A 21,472-nucleotide genomic window follows, 5' to 3' on the forward strand; every position below is an offset into this window, starting at 1 on the left:
GGGGAAAAAGGAGGGTATAATGTCCAAGCTCGTGTCACGCCTGCTGGTGTCGTCCGCCATGGCGTTCGCGGTCACGCCGCTGGCCCAGGCGCAGGAAGTCGCGCCGCAGGAAGAGCGCGCCGAGAGCGAGGAGGCGGCCGATTCGATCGTCGTCATCGGAACGCGCCGCATGGACCGTTCGGTCACCGACAGCGCCGTCGCGATCGACGTCATCTCGCCCGAACAGATCAGCACGACCGGCTATGCCGACGTCAACGACGCGCTGCGCACGCTGGTCCCCGCGTTCAACGCCCAGCGTCTCCAGGGCAATGACGGCTCGTCCTTCGTGCGTCCGATCACGCTGCGCGGCTCGCCCGCCGACCACGTCCTGCTGCTGATGAACGGCAAGCGTCGCCACCGTGCCTCGATCGTCCAGATCGGCACCGGCCATGCCTCGACGTCCGGCTCGCAGGGCCAGGACTTCAATGTCATCCCGCCGATCGCGCTTTCCAGCGTCGAGGTGCTGCGCGACGGCGCATCGGCGCAATATGGCTCGGACGCGATCGCCGGCGTGATCAACCTCGAGCTGAAGCGCGCGAAGAGCGGCGGCGCGATCATCGCGCAGGTCGGTGAATATTATGAGACCGGCGGGCGCACCTACGACATCCAGGGCCATGTCGCGGTCCCGGTTGGCGACAATGCCTATCTGAACCTGGCGGCCCAATATACTGACCAGGCCAAGGCGCATGCCGGCAAGGCGGTGCACCAGGGTGCGGCGGCGCTGCGCGCGGCCGGCGTTCCGGGCGTGCCCGAGCACCCCGAGGGTAACCTCGACCCGCTCTACCGCGCGTTCAAGCTGGTCTGGAATGCCGGCGTGACGGTGAGCGGCGATGCCGAGCTCTACACCTTCGGCAATTATATGATTGGCGAAAGCTCGGTTACCTTCGGCCTGCGCCAGCCCTATGCTGCCGGCGGCCTGAACGGCCACAACACCTATGCCAATTCCGCCTATGACCTGACGCCCACCCACCCGCAGGCGTTCAATCTGGCGGCGATCTACCCCGGCGGCTTCACGCCGGAATTCGCCGGCGATCTCGAGGATATCAGCGTCGTGTTCGGCCTGCGCGATCGCGGCGGCCGGCTGAAATGGGACGTGTCGGGTCGCTATGGCAGCAATACCGTCGACTATACGATCACCAACACGATCAACGCGTCGATGGGCGTCAACTCGCCCACCTCGTTCAAGCCCGGATCGCTGACCCAGCGCGAGCTGCAGTTCGACGGCGAGGTCTCCTATGACCTGACCGACGAGATCCTGGTCTTCGCCGGCGCCAGCTACCGCAACGAGACCTATGTGATCGGCCAGGGCGACGTGGGGAGCTACATCACCGGACCGCTGCGCGATCTTCCCGCCGGCGCCAACGGCTTTCAGGGCTTCTCGCCCGACTTCGCCGGCAGCTTCGATTCGTCGAGCTATGCGGTGTTCGGTGAGGTCGATGCCGACATCACGCCCTGGTGGAACCTCTCGGTCGCCGCGCGCTACGAGGATTATGACCAGTTCGGCGACAATTTCAGCTACAAGGCGGCAACCCGCTTCAAGCTGAACGACGCCTTCGCGCTGCGCGGCTCGGTCAGCACCGGCTTCCGCGCTCCGGCCGCCGGCCAGGTGTTCGGTACCAGCCTGACCTCGCAGCTCGACGGGCTGGGCGGCTTCATCCTCGACGCGGTGCTGGTCCCGGGTTCGCCCGCGGCGCAGGTTTTCGGCTCGCAGTCGCTCATTCCGGAAACCTCGTTCAACATGTCGGCGGGCATCGTCTTCACCGGGCTCGAGGGCTTCCTGACGACGCTCGATTTCTATCAGATCGATGTCGACGACCGTCTGCTGCTCACCCCGTCGCGCGATACCACCCCGGCCGAGCGGGCGGCGCTTGCCGCGCTCGGCTTCCCCAACGGGGCGGATATCGAGCAGGTGCGCTATTTCCAGAACGAAATGGACACCCGCGTCCGCGGCTTCGACCTGGTCAGCACCTATCGCCATCGCTGGTCGTCGATCGCCTCGACCGATTTCAGCCTGGCGGTCAACTATAACGAGCAGCATCTGCGCGGCTCGCCGCCCCCGGGCTTCAGCCCGGCGATCGTCACCGAGTTCGAACGTGGCACGCCGCGCTGGCGCGGCAATTTCTCGACCACGACGCGGATCGGCGATTTCGCGGTCATGGGCAGGGCGATCCACTACGGCGCCTGGCGCCGCCTGGACGGCAACACCTTCCTGCCGCGCAAGGAGGTGACCCTGTTCGACGCCGAGCTGACCTATTCGGGGATTCGCAACGTCGATCTCAGCATCGGCGCGCGCAACCTGTTCAACATCTTCCCGCCCGATCGCGGCGCGGCGCGTGCCCGCACCGGTCTGATCTACGACAATCACAGCGTGTTCGGCGTGGCCGGCGGCTTCTACTATCTGACCGCCAAGTTCAAATTCTGATCGGGTCGCACCGATATGGTCTGAAATTCCGATAGGCTGGTCGCCGGGCGGACGTCCGTCGCATGGCCTATCGGAAATTTCTCCTCTATGTCGGAACACCGACCGGACGGCGGGGGACGGTGCCCCGCCCCCGTCGTCCGGAATTTGCACAAGGAACAGCCACAATGCGGTCGACGGATGGAGACGAGCCTGAGGTTCTGGGCGCTATTCGTTCGGCCCGGCGGCGCCGGGTGGACTCGTTCCACCTCGGCCGCCGCCTGCGCGAGCTGCGCCGCGAGCGCAGTCTGACGCTGGAGGATGCGGGCCGCCAGACCGGCCTTGCGGCGTCAACGCTGTCGAAGATCGAGAACGACCAGATGTCGCCGACCTTCGACGTGGTCCAGAAGCTCGCCTCTGGCTTCGACATCGACATCACCGACCTGTTCGCGACCAATTCGGCGCAGGACGGCACCGGGCGACGTAGCGTCACCATGGCGGGCGCCGGCCGGCTGATGGAGACCGAGGTCTATCGTCACCGGCTGCTCGCAGCCGAGCTCAAGAACAAGAAGGTCCTGCCCTTCGTCACGACGATCAAGGCGCGCTCGCTCGACGAGTTCACCAGCTGGTCCGAACATGGCGGCGAGGAGTTCGTCTATGTCCTCGAGGGCGAGATCTGCTTCCACACCGAACATTATGAATCGGTAACGCTGGGCGTCGGCGACTGCATCTATATCGACAGCAGCATGCAGCATGCCTGTTATTCGACCAGCGAGAAGGACGCGGTCGTGCTGTGGGTCAATACCGGATGAGTTCCAGCCACTTGCTTTAATTTTCCGATTAGCTATGAACTTTCCGATAAGATATCGGGAGGGGCTATCGTGGACAGGCGTCAGTTTATCGCGTCGGCAACGTCATTCTCGGCGCTGACCCTGGCGGGGCCAGCGCTCGCTGCGCGCGCGCCGGGGCGCCCGCTCACCTTCGACGCGATGGGGGAAGTGCGCTTCGAATATGATGCCGCGCTGATCGGCCAGATGCGCGACAGCGGCCTCGACGCGATCACCGTGACCCTGTGCGATCCCAAGGCCTATGAGGGCCAGGCGCGCGAGGAAGCGCTGCAGGCAGTGCTCGATCACGACGCCCATATCGCGAAGCACCCCAAGCTGTTTCTCAAGGCGACCCGGACCAGCGACATCGACGTCGCGCGTCGACACGGCCAGATCGCGTTGTTCTACCTGTTCCAGAACAGCACCCAGTTCGGCCGCGACCTCGACACTGTCGATCTGTTCCACAAACTGGGCGTCCGCTCGGCGCAGATCACCTATAACGACCAGAACTGGGCCGGCGCCGGCTGCAAGGAGCTGGGCAGCAATGGCTTGACCCATTTCGGTCGCGAGCTGGTCGCGCGGATGAACGATCGCGGCATGCTGATCGACCTGTCGCACGCCAATATGGCGACGATGGCCGACACGATCACCGCGTCGAAGCGGCCGGTGATCGTCTCGCACACCGCCTGCATGGCGGTGCATCGCAACACCCGTAACACCACCGACGCCAATCTCCGCCTGCTGGCCGATCGCGGTGGCGTGGCGGGTATCTGCCAGATGCGGCCGTTCCTGACGACGAAGCGCGACGACGCGCTTCCCGAATATTTCCGCCATATCGACCATGCGGTGAAGCTGATGGGCGCCGACCATGTCGGCATCGGCAGCGACCGCGACCACCGCGTCGTCGAGATGACCGACGCCTATGTCGCCGAGCTGAAGCGCGAGGAAGGCGCCAATTTCAACGAGGCCGACTGGCCATTGTTCATTAACGAACTGAACGGTCCGCGCCGGATGGAAGTGGTCTGGGACGGCGTCCGCAAGCTCGGCTACCCGTCGAGCACGGTCGAGAAGATCATGGGCCTCAACGTGCGACGCATCTATCAGGAGGTGATCGGATGAACCGCTTTCCGTTTCTCGCCACCGCCGCGACCGCGCTCATCATGCTGAGCACGGCCGCCTCCGCGCAAGGGGCGGCCGATGCGACCGGTCAATGCGCGACCAGCCTGATCGGCACGAAGCTGTCGATCCCCAAATTCTCCGCCACAACGCAGAAGATCCTCGACGAGGACATCGCGATCGCCGCGGCGGCGCTGCGCATCGCGCCCGACCGCGAGGACAGCCATATTTGGTATGGCCGTCGCCTCGACTATGCCGGCCGTGTCTGTGAGTCGGTCGATGCCTTCACCGCCGGCATCCGCCGCTTCCCGAACAGCTACAAGCTCTACCGCTTCCGCGCCCGCGACCTGACGCGCGCGCGGCGGTTCGATGCGGCACTGGCCGATTACGAAAAGGCGCTCGAGCTGATGGGCGACACGCCCGACACATTCGAGCCCGATGGCATGCCCAATCCGCTGGCGCTGACGATCAGCACCTATCGCGGCAACATCGTCTATTATCATGCGCAGACCAGCTTCGCGACGGGCGACTATGAAACCGTCGTCGCCGGCATGGCGAAGTCGCTCGACCTTGCTGCCGACTTCGCCCGCGACGACATGCGCGTGCCGACTGCCTATTGGACCTATCTCGCCCTGCGCAAGATGGGTCGCCACGACGAGGCGCGCCGCGTGATCGACGCGATCGAACCCGGCCTGAAGCTGATCGAGAACGACTTCTATTATCACGCGGTGAAGATCATGCAGGGCAGGCTGGACCCGGCCCGCTTCAAGGATACGCGCGACAGCACGATCAAGTTCGCGATCGCGATGGAACGCCGCTTCGCCGGTGATGAGGCAGGCGCCAAGGCGCTGCTGACCGAGATCGTCCGCGAGAACCCGCAGGGCCATTGGCCGTCCGAGGCCGAACTGGCCGATCCCGACCGCACGTCCAGTCGTGGGAAAAGCCGGTCCTGACGGCCGACGCCGCCAACTCGCCAAGACCCGATCAGCCGTGCAGGCGCGGCGCGTCTGATACCGGGTCGATGACCAGCACGAGCCGCCGCACGCCCGTGCCGGCGACCGGCGGCGACCGGTGAAAGATCGCGCCATGCTCCGCCCATCGCCTGCCCTTGAACACTGCAATGTCGCCCGTCGCCAGCGCCCGGATGGTGAGCGCCGACGGGTCGGCGCCGTCGCGCAGCGCTGCTGCGTCCAGGTCTGACAGCCACTGGGTTGCCGGTCCTGCATAGCTGCTGATCAGCCGGACGGTGACATAGTCGGTGTGGAATCGCCTGCATGCATCGGTCTCGACGATCTCCAGCCGGATCGCCACGCTCTCGCACCCGGCGATCCCGCCCATGTGGCGGGCAAGCATCGCCACATCCTTCGCCAGCCCCGGCACGCAGCCGCTGGGGTAGCGGGCCCGACGCAGCACCGGCGGCAGATCAACTGCAACCCGCGCGACGGCCATCTCGACGCCGATGTCATCGATCCGCTCCAGCAGCTCGCCGCCGGGCAGCGGCGGCAGGTTTTTCCGCTGCCACACCGCCAGATTGATCCCAGGTCTCCGAATCTCAGTCAGAACCCGCGCATCGGTGTCGAAGCACGCGTGCACCAAGGGCATATCGATTGCTTCATGCTCGACCATCACCGGACACAACATCATCTTACCCATGTATCATATGATACAACATATCATAGTCCGCCGGATGTTTGTGGTCGAGACGGCAAATAACGGGCCTCAACCCGTCATCCGGACTGGGCGTTGACGTTTCCAATAAGGACGATACGATCCTGATCAGAAATAGACATCGGGGGAGTCGTCATGACCATGAAACCGAAGCTGGGCCGTACTGCATTGGCAGCAGCGTTGCTCGCCGCCTGCGCCGTCCCGATCTCCGCTCCCGCGCAAACCACCGCGGCCACCGCGTCTGTTCAGCCCCGCACCGACGGCCTTGCCGACTTCGTCGATGGCATCATGGCGCAGCAGATCGCGACGCGCGAAGTAGCAGGGGCGGTGGTCACCGTCGTCCATGACGGCCGCGTGCTGTTCACCCGTGGCTATGGCTTTGCCGATGTCGCGAAGGGCGTGCCGGTGGATCCGCAGCAGACCCTGTTCCGTCCCGGATCGGTGTCGAAGATGTTCACCTGGACCGCGCTGTTGCAGCAGGTTGAACTCGGTAAGGTCGATCTCGACGCCGATGTGAACACCTATCTCGACTTCACTATCCCGCCGTTCGAGGGCAAGCCTATCCGCGTGCGCGACCTGCTGTCGCATGCGGTCGGGATGAGCGACGTCGCCGACATCGTCGCGCCCTCGGTCGACAAGCTGGTTCCGTACCGCGACTGGATGAAGACGCACATTCCCCAGCGCCTGTGGCCGGCCGGGACCGAGGTGTCCTATTCCAACTATGGCGCGGCGCTGGCAGGCTATATCGTCGAACAGGTGTCGGGCGAACCATTCGCCGACTATGTCGAGCGCCACCTGTTCCAGCCGCTCGGCATGACCTCGACCAGCTTCCGCGAGCCATTGCCCGCCGCGCTGCTGCCGCGCATGGCCAATGGCTATGAGGTCGCGGATGGCCGCTTCCGGGCAAAGCCGTTCGAGCTGTTCAGCAACATCATGCCGGCCGGATCGGGCACCAGCAGCGCGCCCGACATGCAGCGGTTCATGATGATGCTGCTGGGCGGCGGCACCCTGGGCAAGGTCCGCATCCTCAAGCCCGAATCCGTGCGACTGCTGATGTCGGATTCGATCGCCAACACCCCGGGCCTGCCGGGCATGGCGCACGGCTTCTTCGTCGTCCGTCAGACCGGCCCGCGACTGGTCGGACATGGCGGCAACACGGTCGACTTCCACTCGAACATGATCCTCGCGCCCGAGGCTGGGATCGGCTTCTTCGTGTCCGAAACCGGTGGGCAGGGCAGCTATGGTGGTCGCACCGAACTGACCGAGGCGCTGATCGGCCGGCTCTTCCCCCAGGCGCCGGCACCGCGCATCGCTGCGCCCGCGGACGAGAAACTCGCCTTCGGTTCCTACCGCGTGAACCGCCGCGACCACAGCCTGCCGATCGACCCGGACCGCGATCTCAAGGTCGCGGCGGCCGGACCCAACGCAATTACCGTCACCGCCGGCGGGCGCACCACCAGCTGGGAGCGGATCGGGCCGGGCCTGTTCGAACAGGTGACCGGCGCCCGGGCCGGCGGTCCCTATGAACGGTTGCGCTTCCACGGGCAGGAGGGGCGCTGGCGCCTCGGCTTCTCGTCGCAACCGCATGTTGCCTATCATCTCGTCCAGCCCTGACCGATCGGAGAGGAAAGTCATGAAGCCGCTGCTCGCCGTCGCGCTCGCCTGTTCCCCCGTCATCGCCATGGCCCAGACCGCTCCCGCCACCAGCACGGCCGCTGCCGCCGCGGACACGCCCGGCACCACCGATGCCGGTGTCCATTATGTCCAGCCCAAGGACTGGGCCGCCGACCGGCAGGGCAGGGCGATCATACTCGCCGCACCGGAAAAGGATTTGCGCATCATCTTGGTCGATATCGGCCAGGCGGCGGATGCGGCAGCGGCGGCCACCGCCGCCTGGGCCGCCTATCGCCAGGGCGCGGCGCCCGCGGTCGAGGTCAGCACCGCTGCGCCTGCGGGCGATGGCTGGGACGAACGGGTCAGCATCGCCTATCGCACCCTGCCGTCCGAACGCGCGATCCGCGCCGCGCTGGCGCTGCGCAAGGGAACGGGCTGGACGGTAATGCTGGTCGATGGCGCCGCAGGTACCGCGAACAAGCGGTCGGCCGCGATCTCGGTGGTGCAGCAGGGGCTGCGCCCGACCGGCTTTCAGGTCGAGAGCTTCGCTGGCAAGACCGCGCACCGCCTGACCCCCGAGCGCGTCGCGCAGCTCCGCCGCTTCGTCGAGCAGAGCGCGGCCGCGCTCGAAGTGCCTGGCGTCGGGCTGGCGCTGATCCAGGACGGCAAGGTGATCTGGGAAGGCGGCGTCGGCGTGCGCGCGCTCGGCTCGCCCGAAAAGGTCGATGCGCATACCAAGTTCATGATCGCCTCGAACACCAAGGGGCTGACCACCCTGCTCCTCTCGGTGCTGGCGGACGAGGGCAAGCTGCGCTGGGACCAGCCGGTGATCGATCTCTACCCGTCCTTCCGCCTGGGCAGCGACGAGGTGACGCGCTCGGTTCAGGTCAAGCATCTGGTCTGCGCCTGCACCGGCCTGCCGCGTCAGGATTACGGCTTCATCCTCGCCGATGCGGGCCAGCCGGCGGCGGAGACGTTTCGCGGGCTTGCCGCGACCCATCCGACCAGCAAGTTCGGCGAGTTGTTCCAGTATAACAATCTGATGGCGTCGGCCGCGGGCTATATCGGCGGGGCGCTGGTCCATCCGGAGATGGAGATCGGCGCCGCCTATGACCGAGCGATGCAGGAAAAGGTATTCGGCCCGCTCGGCATGCGCGACAGCAGCTTCGACTATGCCAAGGGGATGGCGGGCAACTGGGCCGCGCCGCACGGGCTCGACATTGACGGGCGCACGGTCCGCATGTCGAACGACTTCAACTTCGCCGCCCATCCGCACCGGCCGGCGGGTGCCGCCTTTGCCAGCACCGCGGACATGGTGCGCTATGTCCAGCTCGAACTGTCGGGCGGCGTGCTGCCGAATGGCAAGCGGATGGTGAGCCAGGCCAATCTGTTCGAGCGCCGCCGCAAGGGCGTCCAGGTCGGGCCCGACAGCTGGTACGGCATGGGCCTGTTCCAGCGCGATGCCTGGGGCATTCCGGTCGTCACCCATGGCGGGACGCTGGTCGGCTATCACACCACCTGGTTCGCGCTGCCCGAGGCCGGGGTGGGGGCGGTGATCCTGACCAATGCCGATCCCGGCGCGCAGATGCTGGCGCCGTTCCTCCGCCGGCTGGTCGAGGTCTTGTACGATGGTCAGCCCCAGGCGGAACAGGAAGTCGCGGCAGCCGCCCAGCGCATCCGCGCCGAGGCAAAGGCAAAGCGCGACGGCCTGACCTTCCCGGGCGATCCCGCGGTGCTGGCCGGCCTCGCGCCGCATTATCTGGCGCCCGGCGTCGGTCAGATTACGATCAGCGAGCGGGGCGGCGCGAAGTGGATGAAGGCCGGCTTCGTCGAGGGGCCGATCGCGACCCGCGCCAATGCCGACGGCACGACCTCGATCGTCTCGGCAGGGCCGGGGATCATCACCATCGAGGCGCTGGTCGGCAAGCAGGGCGACAAGCGGACGCTGTCGATCAACGATGGTCAGCAGAATGACTATGTCTATGTCGAGGACGGCCGCTGATATCTGCTGGAGCGCATAGGAAATTTCCTGCGCTGCTTCGCCGGCTTTGACCCGCGCGCGCGCATCCGCCATTCGTTCGGCGGGAGGACTTGTGCGAGCAACGATCAGTGACGTGTCCCGCCTTGCCGGCGTGTCGATCAAGACGGTGTCGCGCGTGCTCAACCGGGAGAAGCGCGTGTCGGAGGCGACGCGCGCGAAGGTCAACGCCGCGGTCGCCTCGCTCAACTATCGCCCCAATGTCGCCGCGCGCACGCTGGCCGGGCATCGCAGCTTCCAGATCGCGCTCGCCTGCGACAATCCCAGCCCCTATTATGTCTATGAGATGCAGTCGGGAATCCGCGACCGCTGCCTGATCGACGGGGTGCGGATGATCGCACAGCCCTATGATCATGATTCCGAACGGCTGCTCGACGATATCGAGAGCCTGGTCGATGCCTCGGGCGTCGACGGGCTGATCCTGACCCCGCCCGCGACCGATTATCCCGAGGTGCTGGCGCTGATGGCGCGGCGCAACGTCCGCTTCGTGCGCGTCTCGCCGGGGACCGATCTCGACCTCACCGCGTCGGTGTTCATCGACAATGTCGGCGCGGCGACCGCGATGACGCGCCATTTGCTGGCGCTCGGCCATCGCCGGATCGGCTTCATCTCGGGCCATGCCAGCTATGCCACCAGCACCCAGCGGCTGGAGGGCTATCGCGCCGCGCTCGACGATGCCGACATCGCCTTCGATCCGCAGTTGGTCCGGCCGGGCGATTACGACTTTGCCTCGGGCGCCGACGCGGCCGAGGCGCTCTTGGCGCTGCGCGATCCGCCCAGTGCGATCTTCGCCGCCAATGACGACATGGCCGCCGGCGCGCTCAGCGTCGCGCATCGCCGCGGGCTGTCGGTGCCGGCACAGCTGTCGATCGCCGGCTTCGGCGACGATGCGGTGTCGCGCATGGTGTGGCCGCCACTGACCACGATCCGCCAGCCGACGCGCACGCTCGGCTATCAGGCGGCGGACCTGCTGCTGGCCGGCGAGTTCCGGATCGAGCGGCGCGAGGTGCCGTTCGAGCTGGTCCGCCGCGAATCTACCGGGCCGCTGCGATCCGCGGGATGAGCAGCTGGATGAAGCCCAAGGCCGCCAGATAGCTGAACGCGCAGATGATCAGCATCGGCGCGTAGCCCAGCCCGTTGCCCAGCGACCAGGCGGACAGCTGGATCATCCCGATCGATCCCATATTGCCGCAGAATGCCGCGATGCCGATCGTCGAGCCGACCGACCGCGCCGGCATCACGTCGGTGGTCAGCGCGAAGACATTGGTCGAAAAGCCCTGATGCGCGAACAGCCCCAGGCCCAGCACCAGCGCCGCGGTCCAAGGGCTTTGCAGCGACAGCACGATCGGCACCGGCAGGATCAGCAGCGCATAGAGCAGCAAAGTCGTCTTGCGCGCGCGGTTCACGCTCCATCCGCGCGCCATCAGCCAGCTGGGCAGCCAGCCGCCGGTCAGGGCGCCGCACGCCGCCAGCGCATAGACGAGCGCGACCGGCAGCCCGACCGTCCCTTGGGGCAGGCCGAACAACCGGTGGAACAGGTCGGGCAGCCAGGACAACATGAAGAACCAGACCTGATCCGACAGCACCTTGGCGATCGCGATCGCCAGCGTGCGCCGGTCGCGGAACAGGTCGATCCAGCGGATCGACGGCGCGTCGTCGTCCTGCGCGATCGGCGCGGGCATGCGCAGCGCGAACCACGCCACCACCCACACCAGGCCGAGCCCCCCGGCGATCAGGAATGCCGCCTTCCATCCGAAGGCGATCGCCACCGCGGGTATGGCGAGCGGGGTGACGATCGCGCCGATATTGGGCGCGGTGTTGCCGATGCCCAGCGCGATCGACCGATCCTTCGGTCCGAAATAGGTGGCGGCGGTCTTCACCGCGGCGGGGGTGCCGATCGACTCGGCCGCCCCCAGCACGATCCGCGCGGCGATAAAGCCCGACACGCTGGCGGCAAAGGCATGCGCCATGCCGGCGACGCTCCACACCGCCACGCCGATCGCAAAGCCGATGCGCAGCCCGACCCGGTCGATGAACCAGCCGGTGCCGAGAAAGGCGATCGCCGCGGCGAACTGGAACGCCGAGGCCATGTTGCCATAATCCTGGTCGGACCAGCCAAATTCCTGCTCCAGCGTCGGCTTGAGCAGCGCCAGGATCTGGCGGTCGACATAGTTGAGCATGATCGCGAAGAAGACGAGCGCGACGATCGCCCAGCGTCCCGCGCCCGCACGTCGCGTCATGCCTGTCATCCTCAGAAGTTCAGCCGGGCGGTGATGCCGGCATAGCGGTCCGCCTCGCGCGGGATGATGTAGCGATAGGCGCCGCCGGGCCCGCTGCTGACGATCGATGCCGGGAAGCTGGTGTCGAGCAGGTTCTTGACCTGAGCGGTGATCCGGAACCGGTCATCGACATCGATCAGCGAGGCCGACAGGTTGATCAGCGTATAGGCCGGGATCTCGGTCAGCGCGCGGATCGTGGGATTGGCGTCGAACTGCCCCGCCTGGCTCGACTGGGTCGAGATCTGCGTGCCCAGCCCGATGTCGAACGCGCCGCCGGTGCGGATCCGGTAATCGGCATTGAACGATCCCTTCCAGCGGATGCCGGCGCCCAGCTGGGTGCCGCTGGGGATCACGCCCGTCACCACGCCGTTGGTCGGCAGCTTGAACTGATCGACATGCGCGTCGGTATAGGCCAGGCCGCCCGACAGCGACAGGTCGGGGATCGGCCGCGCGAGGAAGTCGAGCTGCGCGCCGCGGGTCGAGATCTCGCCGGCATTGGTGAAGCGGGTGACCAGCACGCCGGCGACCAGATCGGGATTGTTCGCCTGGTAATTGTGATATTTCGCGTACCAGGCGGCCAGGTTCAGCACCAGTCTGCCGTCGAAGAAGCTGTTCTTCAGGCCCAGCTCGAAACTGTCGGCGGTTTCCGGATCGACGATGTTGGTGCCGGTCGCGGTCAGGTTGAAGAATACGTTATAAGCCGGCCCCTTATAGCCGCGGGCATAGGTGGCATAGGCCATCGACGTCTGGCTCAGGTCTAGCTGCAGCCCGGCCTTGCCCGAGACATTCTGGTTGCTGGTGCTATCGGCGAACGGACCGAAGCTGGGATTGATGCCGGGACCGGCCAGCGTCGTCACGCGCTGGTGGAACACGTCGAGATCGTCGATCGTGTAGCGCAGCCCGACGATGCCGCGAAAGCCTGCGCCGAAGTTCAGCGTCGCCTGGCCGAACAGTGCGTAATTGGTGAAGGTCGACCCGAAATCGGCGGTGCCGCTGGGCCGGGTGACGGTCAGGCCCGGCGTGGTGCACGGCACCAGCACGCCCGCCGCGGGAGCGGGGTTTGCGGTGCAGACGATGTCGTTGCGGGTGAAGATGCGGCGCGAATCGGCGCGCGAATAAAAGGCGCCGACGACATATTCGAGGAACTGGCCGCTGGGCGAGGTCAGCCGCAATTCCTGGCTGAACGTGTTGCCGGTCTGCGGACCGGTATCGTGCAACTGGTTCAGCCCAACATAGGCGGCGGGCAGCCAGTCGCCGTCGCGAATCTCCTCATTGTTCCAGTCGCGATAGGCGGTAATCGACGTCAGCAGGTGCCGTCCCAGCGTCCAGTCGGCCTGCAGCGACACGCCCCATCCGGTCTCGCGCGTCGCGGTGATCAGGTCCTGGTTGATCGTGCGCGACTTGTTGCCGTTGATGTCGGGCAGCAAAGGGGGCGACGCGCCGCTGGTCGGCGGCGTGCCGATCACCTCGGCGCAGCAATCGTCGCGGCTTTCGCGATAATCGGCGATCAGGGTAAAGCTCAGGTCGGGCGTCGGATCGGCGACGACGATCCCGCGCAGGCCCCAATGGTCGTACCCGTTCACCCGCCGCCCGCCATGCGCGATGTTGCGGATATTGCCTTCCCAATTGCCGTAGAAGCCGGTGACCCGGCTCTTCACCACGTCGCCCAGCGGCACGTCGATCGCGCCGCGGACGCGATATTCGTTACCGCCGGTGAAATAGCTCGCCTCGGCAAAGCCGCCGAAATCATTGCCCGGCCGCTTGGTGACGATGTTGATCACGCCGGCCGATGCGTTCTTGCCGAACAACGTGCCCTGCGGTCCGGGCAGCACCTCGATCCGCTCGATATCGATCAGGTCGCTGAACGCCTCGCCCGCGCGGCTATAGACCACGCCGTCGACCACGGTTGAGATGGACGGCTCGCCCGCGATCGAGAAGGTCGAGGTGCCGACGCCGCGCAGGAACAACGACTGGTTCAGCGTCGTGCCCGATTTGCGAAAGTTCATCGTTGGCACGAGATATTGCGCATTCTCGAGATTGACGCCCGCCTGCGCGGCCAGCGTGTCGCCGGTGACGACCGACACCGCGATCGGCACGTCCTGCAGCCGCTGCTCGCGTTTCTGCGCGGTGACGATGATCTCCGCCGGGGCGTCGCGCCCCTGGTCTGCCTGGCGCTCGGCCGGCGGTGCGTCCTGTGCCTTGGCGGGCACGCTCATCAGCGCGGCCATCGCCGCTCCGGCCATCAACCACTGGTTCGTCACGACATTCCCCTCATAATCCCTACTCGTTTGGTAGGGTTATCTAATGTCCCGCGCTGTCACTCATCAGTTTGTCTTTGCCCGAGTCAAGCCCGGCTTCATTCAGAACCCCAGTTCGACCATTTCCACGGCGCGCTTTTCGCGTGCGCTGATCTCGGCGGCGGTGCCGATCGCGACCGCCATCAACCCGTCGCGTGCGGTCACCTCGACCGGGCCGGCACCGCGGACCGCGGCATTGAACCGCTGATGCTGGTAGAAGGTCGATCCATGGTGGCTGCCGGCATCGAGCGCGGCCTGGTCGACCTCGACGATGTGGCGCTCAACCTGCTTGGCATTGCCGAAACCGGTGCGCGGACTGAATACCAGCGCGCCTTCGGGGATCAGCACGTCCAGCCGGGCGCGGTCACCGACCGCGGTGATCTCTTCCTGATTCTCGGCGCCGTCCGCGAACATCGACAGGTCGAGCATCGCGCGCACGCCATTGGCGAAATCGACGACGGTATAGCTGTTATCGATGATGTCGGGCCGCTCGCCGCCATAGCGCTCGTCCAGATGGTTCACGTCCATCGCACCCGAGCAATAGACGCGCACCGCCTCCGCCTGGACGATCAGCCGCATCAGGTCGAAGAAGTGGCAGCATTTCTCGACCATTGTTCCGCCGGTGTTGCGGCTGAACCGGTTCCAGTCGCCGACCTTGGGCAGGAACGGGAAGCGATGCTCGCGGATCGACAGCATGCGCAGCGCGCCGATCCGCCCGCCATGGACCTGCGCCACGAACTCGGCCGCGGGCGGCATGTAGCGATATTCCATCGCCGTCCAGAAGGGGCGGGTCATCGCCTCGGCGCGCTCGACGATCCAGCGCGCATCGTCCAGCGTCGTCGCCAGCGGCTTCTCGCACAGGATCGCGACATCGGCATCGAACAGCGGCTCGAGCACGGTGCGGTGGGTGTAGTTGGGGCTGGCGACGATCACCGCATCGACCAGGCCGCTGGCGGCCAGTTCGGCGCTGTCGGCAAAGGCGGCGACTCCCGCGGCCCGATCGCCCAGCGCGGACCGCGCCCACCCCAGCGACGTCTCGACCGGATCGGCGATTGCCGTCACAACCGCGCCCGGCGTGATCGCCAGGTTCTGCAGGTGCTCGATGCCCATCATGCCGGTTCCGACCAGCCCGTAACGTACTTGCTCGACCAAGCCGATATCCCTTATTGCGTGACAGCGATGTCGCAGCTTGATCCTACACCGAAAGCCATTCCCCTCGGCAAGAGCGGAATCCTTGTGGCCCCGATAGCCTGGGGCATGTGGCGTTTCGCCGGAGCGGGAGTCGCGCACGGCAGGACGCTGATCGAGGCGGCGCTGGAGGCCGGCGTGACGCTGTTCGACACCGCCGACATCTATGGCTTCGACGGCAGTGGCGGCTTCGGTGATGCCGAGGCGCTGCTCGGACAGGTCTTCGCCGAGTCGCCGGGGCTGCGCGAGCGCATGGTGCTCGCGACCAAGGGCGGCATCACGCCGCCGGTACCCTATGATTCGAGTCCCGCCTATCTGGCCAGCGCGCTCGACGCCTCCTTGGCACGGCTGGGCGTCGAGCAGGTCGATCTCTACCAGATCCATCGTCCCGACATCCTGACCCACCCGCAGGAAGCGGCGCGCGCGCTGGAGGATGCGGTGACCGCGGGCAAGGTGCGCGCCGTCGGTGTGTCGAATTACACCCCCGACCAGGTGCGCGCGCTTGCGTCATTCCTGACCATCCCGCTCGCCAGCCACCAGCCCGAATATTCGCCGCTGCATCTCGATCCGCTGGTGAACGGCGTGTTCGACCAAGCGATGGAACTCGATCTGGCGATCCTCGCCTGGTCGCCGCTGGGCGGTGGACGCCTCGGCGATCCGCAGGATGCCCGCGGTCAGGCGATCGCGGCCGTGCTCGATCGCAAGGCGGCCGAGACCGGTGCGAGCCGTGCGGCGACAATCTATAGCTGGATCATGGCGCATCCCGCCCGGCCGGTCCCGATCGTGGGCACGCAGAATGCGGCGCGCATCGCCGAGCTGGGTCAGGCGCATGCGATCCGGTGGACCCGCCAGGACTGGTATGACGTGCTGGTCGCGGCGCGCGGAGAGCGGCTGCCGTGATCCGCGCGGTCGTCGCCCTGTTGCTGGCGACGATCGCGTCGCCCGCACTGGCCGATCCGGTCGCGACCGATCGCGGCCCGGTCGAGGGGGTGACGCTCGATACCGGTGTCCGGGCCTGGCTCGGCATTCCCTTTGCCGCGCCGCCGGTCGGCGATCTGCGCTGGAAGCCGCCCCAACCGGCCGCGCGCTGGAACGGCGTCTACCCTGCGACCCGTTTCGCCCCGTCCTGCATGCAGCCGCTGCGCGACCATGGCATCGCCTATTATGTCGGCGACGATCCGATTGCCGAGGACTGCCTGTACCTCAATGTCTGGGCGCCGAAGACCGCGCGCCACGGCGCGAAGCTGCCGGTCATCGTGTTCATCCATGGCGGCTCGTTCGTTGCGGGATCGGCGCGCAAGCCGCTCTACACCGGCGAGGCGCTTGCCGCTGACGGCGCGATCGTCGTCGGGATCAACTATCGGCTGGGCGCGCTCGGCTTCATGGCGCATCCCGCGCTGACCGCCGAATCGCCCGACCATGCCTCGGGCAATTACGGCCTGCTCGACCAGATCGCAGCGCTGCGCTGGGTCCAGGCGAACATCGCCGCGTTCGGGGGCGACGCCGGCCGGGTCACGATCATGGGCCAGTCGGCCGGCGCGATCAGCCTGGCGCTGCTCCAGGTCAGCCCCGGCGCGCGCGGGCTGTTCCACCGCGTCGTCGCGCTCAGCGGCTCGCCCTATCTGTCCGCCACCACCGATCGCAGCGCGACCCTGGCCGAGGGCGAGGCCGCCGGCACCGCCTTCCAGCAGAAGCTGGCCGCGCCCGATCTCGCGGCGCTGCGCCGGATGCCGGCCGACCGCATCGTCGCGGCGCAGGGGCCGCTGGCGATGCCGATCATCGATGGTCTCGCGGTGCCGATGGCGCCGGCGGCGGCCTATGCCGCGCATGGTCAGGCGGATGTGCCGCTGCTGATGGGCACGGTGCGCGACGAGGCGCTGGGCCCGCTGGGCGCGGCGGCGACGCTGGCGGAGTATCGCGCGGCGGTCGCGCGCAGCTTCGGCGAGCGCGCGGATGCGGTGCTGGCGCTGTACCCGGCCAGCGACGACGCATCCGCGCGGATAGCCGCCCGCGCGCTGGCGCATGACATCGGCTTTTCGACGATGATGCGCAGCTGGGCGCGGATGCAGGTTGCATCGGGCCGCGCGCCGGTCTTCGCCTATTGGTTCGACCGCCGGCACCCCTATACGCCCGGAGTCGCCTTTTCCGATCTCGATCCGGCGACCACCGGGATCAACCATACCGATGACGTTCCCTTCTGGCTCGGCACGTTCGAAAGCCTGAACGGACCGCGTCGCACCCGCGACTGGCGGGACGGAGACCGGGCGCTGGGCGCGCGGATGCGGGCGGCGATCATCGCCTTTGCCGCGACGGGTGATCCGAACACTCGGGCGCTCGGCCTGCGCTGGCCGCGCTACACCCCGGCGGCCGAACAGATGGTCGGCTTTGGCGACACCGTCCGGCTGCTTGCCTGGCCGGATCGGGACAGGATGGACAGGCTCGCCGCGCTCGGCATTCCCGAAGCGCGGTCCGCCAGGAAGGATGTGAAGTGACGACTCCGTGCGAAGTCAGCTGGTTTTCCGCGCTGTGCGATGACGATTATGAGTTCCTCGGCGTGCCCGATCCGATGCTTCAGTCGAGCTGGGAGCATTGCCGCGACATCGTGATGCAGGCCGAGACCGGCGGGTTCGACAATATCCTGCTGCCCTCGGGCTATGCGCTGGGCATCGACACCACCGCCTTTGCCGCGGCGATCGCACCGATGCTGAAGCGGCTGGCGCTGCTGATGGCGGTGCGCGTCGGCGAAAGCTGGCCGCCGCAACTGGCGCGCCAGATCGCGACGATCGACCGGATGCTGGGCGGGCGGCTGAACATCAACATCATCTCGTCCGAAATGCCGGGCGAAACGCTGGGGTCGGCGCCGCGCTACGCCCGCACCGTCGAGCTGATGCATATCCTGAAGACGCTGCTGAACGGCCAGCCGCTCGACCATCAGGGCGAGCATTGGACGCTGAAGGTCGATCCGCCGCGCATCTCGACCCTATCGGGCAAGGCGCCCCTGCTCTATTTCGGCGGCCTGTCCCCCGACGCGCGCGAGGCCGCGGCCCAGGGCTGCGACGTCTATCTGATGTGGCCCGATGTCGAGGCGAATGTCGCGGCGATCATCGCCGACATGAAGGACCGCGCCGCGCGCCACGGCCGCACGCTGAAGTTCGGCTACCGCGCGCACCTCATCGTCCGCGATACCGAGGAGGAGGCGCGGCTCTATGCCGACCGCCTGCTGTCGAAGCTTGATGCCGCGCGCGGTGCCGAGATCCGGGCGAAGTCGCTCGACTCGCAGTCGGCCGGCGTTGCCGCACAGGCGGCGCTGCGCGAGGGCGCGGCGGCGGATGGCTATGCCGAGGAGAATCTGTGGACCGGCATCGGCCGGGCGCGCTCGGGTTGCGGCGCGGCGATCGTCGGCGATCCCGACCAGGTGCTGGCGAAGCTGAACCGCTACCGCGAGATGGGCATCGATGCCTTCATCCTGTCGGGCTATCCCCATGCCGCCGAGGCCGATCTGTTCTCGCGCCACGTCCTGCCGCGGATCGACCACGCACCCTTGGCCTCGACCCTTTAGGCCGGTCAGCCGCCGCGCGTTTCCATCGCATGGAGCGCGGGCGGGATATGCACCGCGATCTCGCCGGCGCGAAAGCCGATCGGGGCGCAGGCATTGCCGGCGCGCCGCCCTGCTTCGCCGTGCAACCACACGCCCCATGCCGCCGCCTCGCGCGGCGGCGCACCGCGCGCCAGCAGCCCACCGATCAGTCCGGCCAGCACATCGCCCGATCCCGCGGTGCCCAGCCCGGCGACGCCGCTGCGATAGTGAAGACAGTCCGTCTCGCCCGGCGCGGCGATAACCGTGTCCGCCGACTTCAGCACCACGATCGCGCCGAAACGGTCCGCCGCGCGGTGCGCCGATCCGGCCAGGTCCTCCTCGACCGCGTCCTTGTCGCAGTCGAACAACCGCGCCAGTTCGCCCGGATGCGGCGTGAGCACGACCTGACGCCCGCCGGGCAGCAATCCGGCCGCGGCAATCATCGCGCCGGCATCGAGCAGGATCGGCACCTCGCAATGGTCGAGCAGTGCGGCAACGACGTCTCCGGTCCAGTCGCTGCGCCGCATGCCTGGACCAGCGACCAGTGCGTCGATCTGGCCGAAGCGGCGATGGATGCTGTCGGGCAGGGGTGCATCGATCTCGCCCTCGCGTTCTGCGAGCGCAATCACCGCAGCCTCGGGAAAGGCGACACCAAGTGCGATGGAGATGCTTGAAATAGTTGCAAGTGCAACCTTTCCAGCTCCGGAACGAAGTGCCGCATCACCTGTCAATAGCAAGGCACCCGGCACCTCGGCTGACCCGCCCAGCGCCAGCACCCGGCCGCGCGCATCCTTGTCCTTGCCGCCCCCGACGCCGGGGAGCGGATGCGCCGCCAGCCAGGGCGAGTCGATCGCGGTAAGGCTCATCCGCGCGCCGCCATCGGCGGGTCCTTGGCGGTGGTAACCGGCACCCGCTCATGCTCGACCGGCGCGGTCAGATTGTAGCGTTCGAGGACCAGCCCGCCCTGATGCCCAAATGCGGGGTCGAGGCGATATTCGGTCACCCCGCAATTGGCGACATCGCCCTCGGCGTCGATTGCCAGGATCCGCTCTTCGTCGAGCGATTCGATGATGTAGCGAAGGCACAGCACGACCACCTGATGCGCGACGATCAGCACGCGGCCGCCGGCATGGTGGAGCGAGATGGTGTCGAGCACCGAACGCAGCCTCAGGATCACGTCGCACCAGCTCTCGCCGCCGGGCGGGCGATGATAGAATTTGCCCAGTAGCCGGCGAAACTCGGCCTGTTCGGGTTCGAGGTTGCGCACGCCTTGCGTGGTCAGCCCGTCGAGGATGCCGAACTCCTTCTCGCGCAGGCGCTCGTCGCGGCACAGGGGCTCGTCGGCATCGACCCCGCCGCATTCGCGGATCAGCGCGGCAGTCTGCATCGCCCGGACATAGGGCGACACGAGGACGGCGGTCGGCCGCTCGTCTTCGGGCATCGCGGCGAACCACTGGCCCAAAGCACGCGACTGGTCGCGGCCCAGCGCGCTGAGCGGTACATCGACATCGCGCTCGTTCAGCGCGATCCGGTCGAGCCGGGCGTCATGCGCGGCATCGCGCGCGACATTGCCCGCCGACTGACCGTGGCGGACCACCCACAACCGTTCGGGCCAGCGCGGTGCGTGAGTCAGGCGGTCATCGGGCACGATGCGCACCGGAGTCAGCGAGCGCCGCCATGGCAGACGCGCATCGGCCGGACCGGCCCGCCCGGCTGCGTCATCAGCGCCAGCAATCGCGGGCGGACGCCCTGTGCGGCAAGCTGCGCGTCCACTGCCAGATGCCGTTCGCTGACCAGGATGCTGCGGAGCTGGGCGAGGGTGCGCGCCCTGCCGTCGCGAACGAGTTCGAATGCGCGCTGGACGGTGCTGTCCTCGTCCATCCGCTCAGCCCGCCTGCACGCCGACGGCATGCGTCTGGGCGGGGGGCAGCCCGGCGCTTTCCGCCTGGGCCATCAGCTCCTCCTTGCGCGCCAGCATCGCATCGCCCAGAGCGACCAGGTCGACATCGGTCTTGCGACACTGGGCGAACATGCCCTCGCCGCGCATCTCTTCCTCATGGACATGGTGCTCGATCTCTTCGGACAGCACCTTGACCTTCGCGTCGTAGAAGTCATCCGCCGGCGATCCGGCCTCGATGTCGTTGATCAGGACCTTCGCCCCGTCATGCTCGACATAGGCTTCGTCCAGCGAATCTTCCTCGATCTTGCCGCGAAAGGCCGGATAGAAGATCTCTTCCTCGATCATCGTGTGGATCTTGAGCTCGGTGCAGATCTGCTGCGCCAATTTCTGCTTGCTCGACTTGCTGCTGGTCGCCTCGAACTTCTCGAACAATTCCTCGACCGTGCGGTGGTCCGCCTTCAGCAGGGCGATCGCGTCGGTGTAGCGGCGGTCGGGCATCGGTGGCGCTCCCATGAATGTCGAGTCACAAAG

General features: G+C 67.0%; 18 protein-coding genes. 10 read left to right on the forward strand and 8 right to left on the reverse strand.

Translation table 11 applies throughout. The features are described 5' to 3' along the window. The first annotated feature begins 19 nt into the window (after positions 1-19). The 4 genes from ACZ1H8_RS12800 (at position 20) to ACZ1H8_RS12815 (ending at position 5,333) form a co-directional block, all read left to right on the forward strand. Complete coding sequence (locus ACZ1H8_RS12800; protein ID WP_465177569.1) at positions 20-2,461, forward strand: TonB-dependent receptor plug domain-containing protein; 2,442 nt, start codon at positions 20-22, stop codon at positions 2,459-2,461. 164 nt (positions 2,462-2,625) lie between these two features. Next, on the forward strand, positions 2,626-3,249 hold the full coding sequence (locus tag ACZ1H8_RS12805; RefSeq protein WP_110149432.1) for an XRE family transcriptional regulator: 624 nt from the start codon (positions 2,626-2,628) through the stop codon (positions 3,247-3,249). Between the two features lie 69 nt (positions 3,250-3,318). Beyond that, a complete protein-coding gene (locus ACZ1H8_RS12810; RefSeq protein ID WP_465177570.1) occupies positions 3,319-4,383 on the forward strand; it encodes a dipeptidase in 1,065 nt (354 codons plus the stop codon). Then, on the forward strand, positions 4,380-5,333 hold the full coding sequence (locus tag ACZ1H8_RS12815; protein ID WP_465177571.1) for a tetratricopeptide repeat protein: 954 nt from the start codon (positions 4,380-4,382) through the stop codon (positions 5,331-5,333). The genes ACZ1H8_RS12810 and ACZ1H8_RS12815 overlap by 4 nt, the downstream gene beginning before the upstream one ends. Before the next feature lie 31 nt (positions 5,334-5,364). Here the strand turns inward: ACZ1H8_RS12815 and ACZ1H8_RS12820 are convergent, their stop codons facing one another. Continuing rightward, complete coding sequence (locus tag ACZ1H8_RS12820) at positions 5,365-5,904, reverse strand: DUF1826 domain-containing protein (RefSeq protein ID WP_465177572.1); 540 nt, start codon at positions 5,902-5,904, stop codon at positions 5,365-5,367. 279 nt (positions 5,905-6,183) lie between these two features. On the opposite strand from ACZ1H8_RS12820, the gene ACZ1H8_RS12825 reads away from it, so the two are divergent. The 3 genes from ACZ1H8_RS12825 (at position 6,184) to ACZ1H8_RS12835 (ending at position 10,763) form a co-directional block, all read left to right on the forward strand. Then, positions 6,184-7,662, forward strand: coding sequence for a serine hydrolase domain-containing protein (locus ACZ1H8_RS12825; RefSeq protein ID WP_465177573.1), 1,479 nt, complete (start codon positions 6,184-6,186; stop codon positions 7,660-7,662). A gap of 19 nt (positions 7,663-7,681) precedes the next feature. Then, complete coding sequence (locus ACZ1H8_RS12830) at positions 7,682-9,664, forward strand: serine hydrolase domain-containing protein (protein WP_465177574.1); 1,983 nt, start codon at positions 7,682-7,684, stop codon at positions 9,662-9,664. 91 nt (positions 9,665-9,755) lie between these two features. Next, entirely contained in the window at positions 9,756-10,763 is a 1,008-nt protein-coding gene (locus tag ACZ1H8_RS12835; RefSeq protein WP_465177575.1) for a LacI family DNA-binding transcriptional regulator, read from the forward strand. Here ACZ1H8_RS12835 and ACZ1H8_RS12840 read toward each other — a convergent pair. The 3 genes from ACZ1H8_RS12840 to ACZ1H8_RS12850 all read right to left on the reverse strand — a co-directional run bounded on the left by ACZ1H8_RS12840 (position 10,735) and on the right by ACZ1H8_RS12850 (position 15,389). Then, positions 10,735-11,940 carry an MFS transporter gene (locus ACZ1H8_RS12840; protein ID WP_465177576.1) on the reverse strand — a complete coding sequence of 402 codons (1,206 nt, stop codon included), beginning with the start codon at positions 11,938-11,940 and terminating at the stop codon, positions 10,735-10,737. The genes ACZ1H8_RS12835 and ACZ1H8_RS12840 overlap by 29 nt on opposite strands. A gap of 11 nt (positions 11,941-11,951) precedes the next feature. Further along, complete coding sequence (locus ACZ1H8_RS12845) at positions 11,952-14,240, reverse strand: TonB-dependent receptor (RefSeq protein ID WP_465177577.1); 2,289 nt, start codon at positions 14,238-14,240, stop codon at positions 11,952-11,954. Between the two features lie 99 nt (positions 14,241-14,339). Beyond that, positions 14,340-15,389 carry a Gfo/Idh/MocA family protein gene (locus ACZ1H8_RS12850; protein ID WP_465181394.1) on the reverse strand — a complete coding sequence of 350 codons (1,050 nt, stop codon included), beginning with the start codon at positions 15,387-15,389 and terminating at the stop codon, positions 14,340-14,342. 144 nt (positions 15,390-15,533) lie between these two features. Between ACZ1H8_RS12850 and ACZ1H8_RS12855 the strand changes: the two genes are divergently transcribed. From ACZ1H8_RS12855 to ACZ1H8_RS12865, 3 genes are read left to right on the forward strand one after another with little or no spacing between them, the layout of a single operon-like run. Further along, positions 15,534-16,364, forward strand: a complete 831-nt coding sequence (locus ACZ1H8_RS12855) for an aldo/keto reductase (RefSeq protein WP_465177578.1) — start codon at positions 15,534-15,536, stop codon at positions 16,362-16,364. Then, complete coding sequence (locus tag ACZ1H8_RS12860) at positions 16,361-17,956, forward strand: carboxylesterase/lipase family protein (protein WP_465177579.1); 1,596 nt, start codon at positions 16,361-16,363, stop codon at positions 17,954-17,956. Before ACZ1H8_RS12855 ends, ACZ1H8_RS12860 begins: the two co-directional genes overlap by 4 nt. Then, positions 17,953-19,023, forward strand: coding sequence for an LLM class flavin-dependent oxidoreductase (locus ACZ1H8_RS12865; protein ID WP_465177580.1), 1,071 nt, complete (start codon positions 17,953-17,955; stop codon positions 19,021-19,023). The genes ACZ1H8_RS12860 and ACZ1H8_RS12865 overlap by 4 nt, the downstream gene beginning before the upstream one ends. 5 nt (positions 19,024-19,028) lie before the next feature. Here the strand turns inward: ACZ1H8_RS12865 and ACZ1H8_RS12870 are convergent, their stop codons facing one another. Genes ACZ1H8_RS12870 through ACZ1H8_RS12885 form a run of 4 tightly spaced genes read right to left on the reverse strand, consistent with a single transcriptional unit; the run spans position 19,029 to position 21,439 of the window. Next, on the reverse strand, positions 19,029-19,907 hold the full coding sequence (locus tag ACZ1H8_RS12870) for an NAD(P)H-hydrate dehydratase (RefSeq protein ID WP_465177581.1): 879 nt from the start codon (positions 19,905-19,907) through the stop codon (positions 19,029-19,031). Beyond that, positions 19,904-20,698 (reverse strand): histidine phosphatase family protein, encoded by a 795-nt coding sequence (locus ACZ1H8_RS12875; protein ID WP_465177582.1) that lies wholly within the window; start codon positions 20,696-20,698, stop codon positions 19,904-19,906. Before ACZ1H8_RS12875 ends, ACZ1H8_RS12870 begins: the two co-directional genes overlap by 4 nt. Before the next feature lie 5 nt (positions 20,699-20,703). Next, entirely contained in the window at positions 20,704-20,922 is a 219-nt protein-coding gene (locus ACZ1H8_RS12880) for a hypothetical protein (protein ID WP_465177583.1), read from the reverse strand. Positions 20,923-20,926: 4 nt separating this feature from the next. Next, on the reverse strand, positions 20,927-21,439 hold the full coding sequence (locus ACZ1H8_RS12885; RefSeq protein WP_465177584.1) for a hemerythrin domain-containing protein: 513 nt from the start codon (positions 21,437-21,439) through the stop codon (positions 20,927-20,929). Positions 21,440-21,472 lie beyond the last annotated feature (33 nt).

This window comes from Sphingomonas sp. BL-S-25, assembly GCF_055521555.1.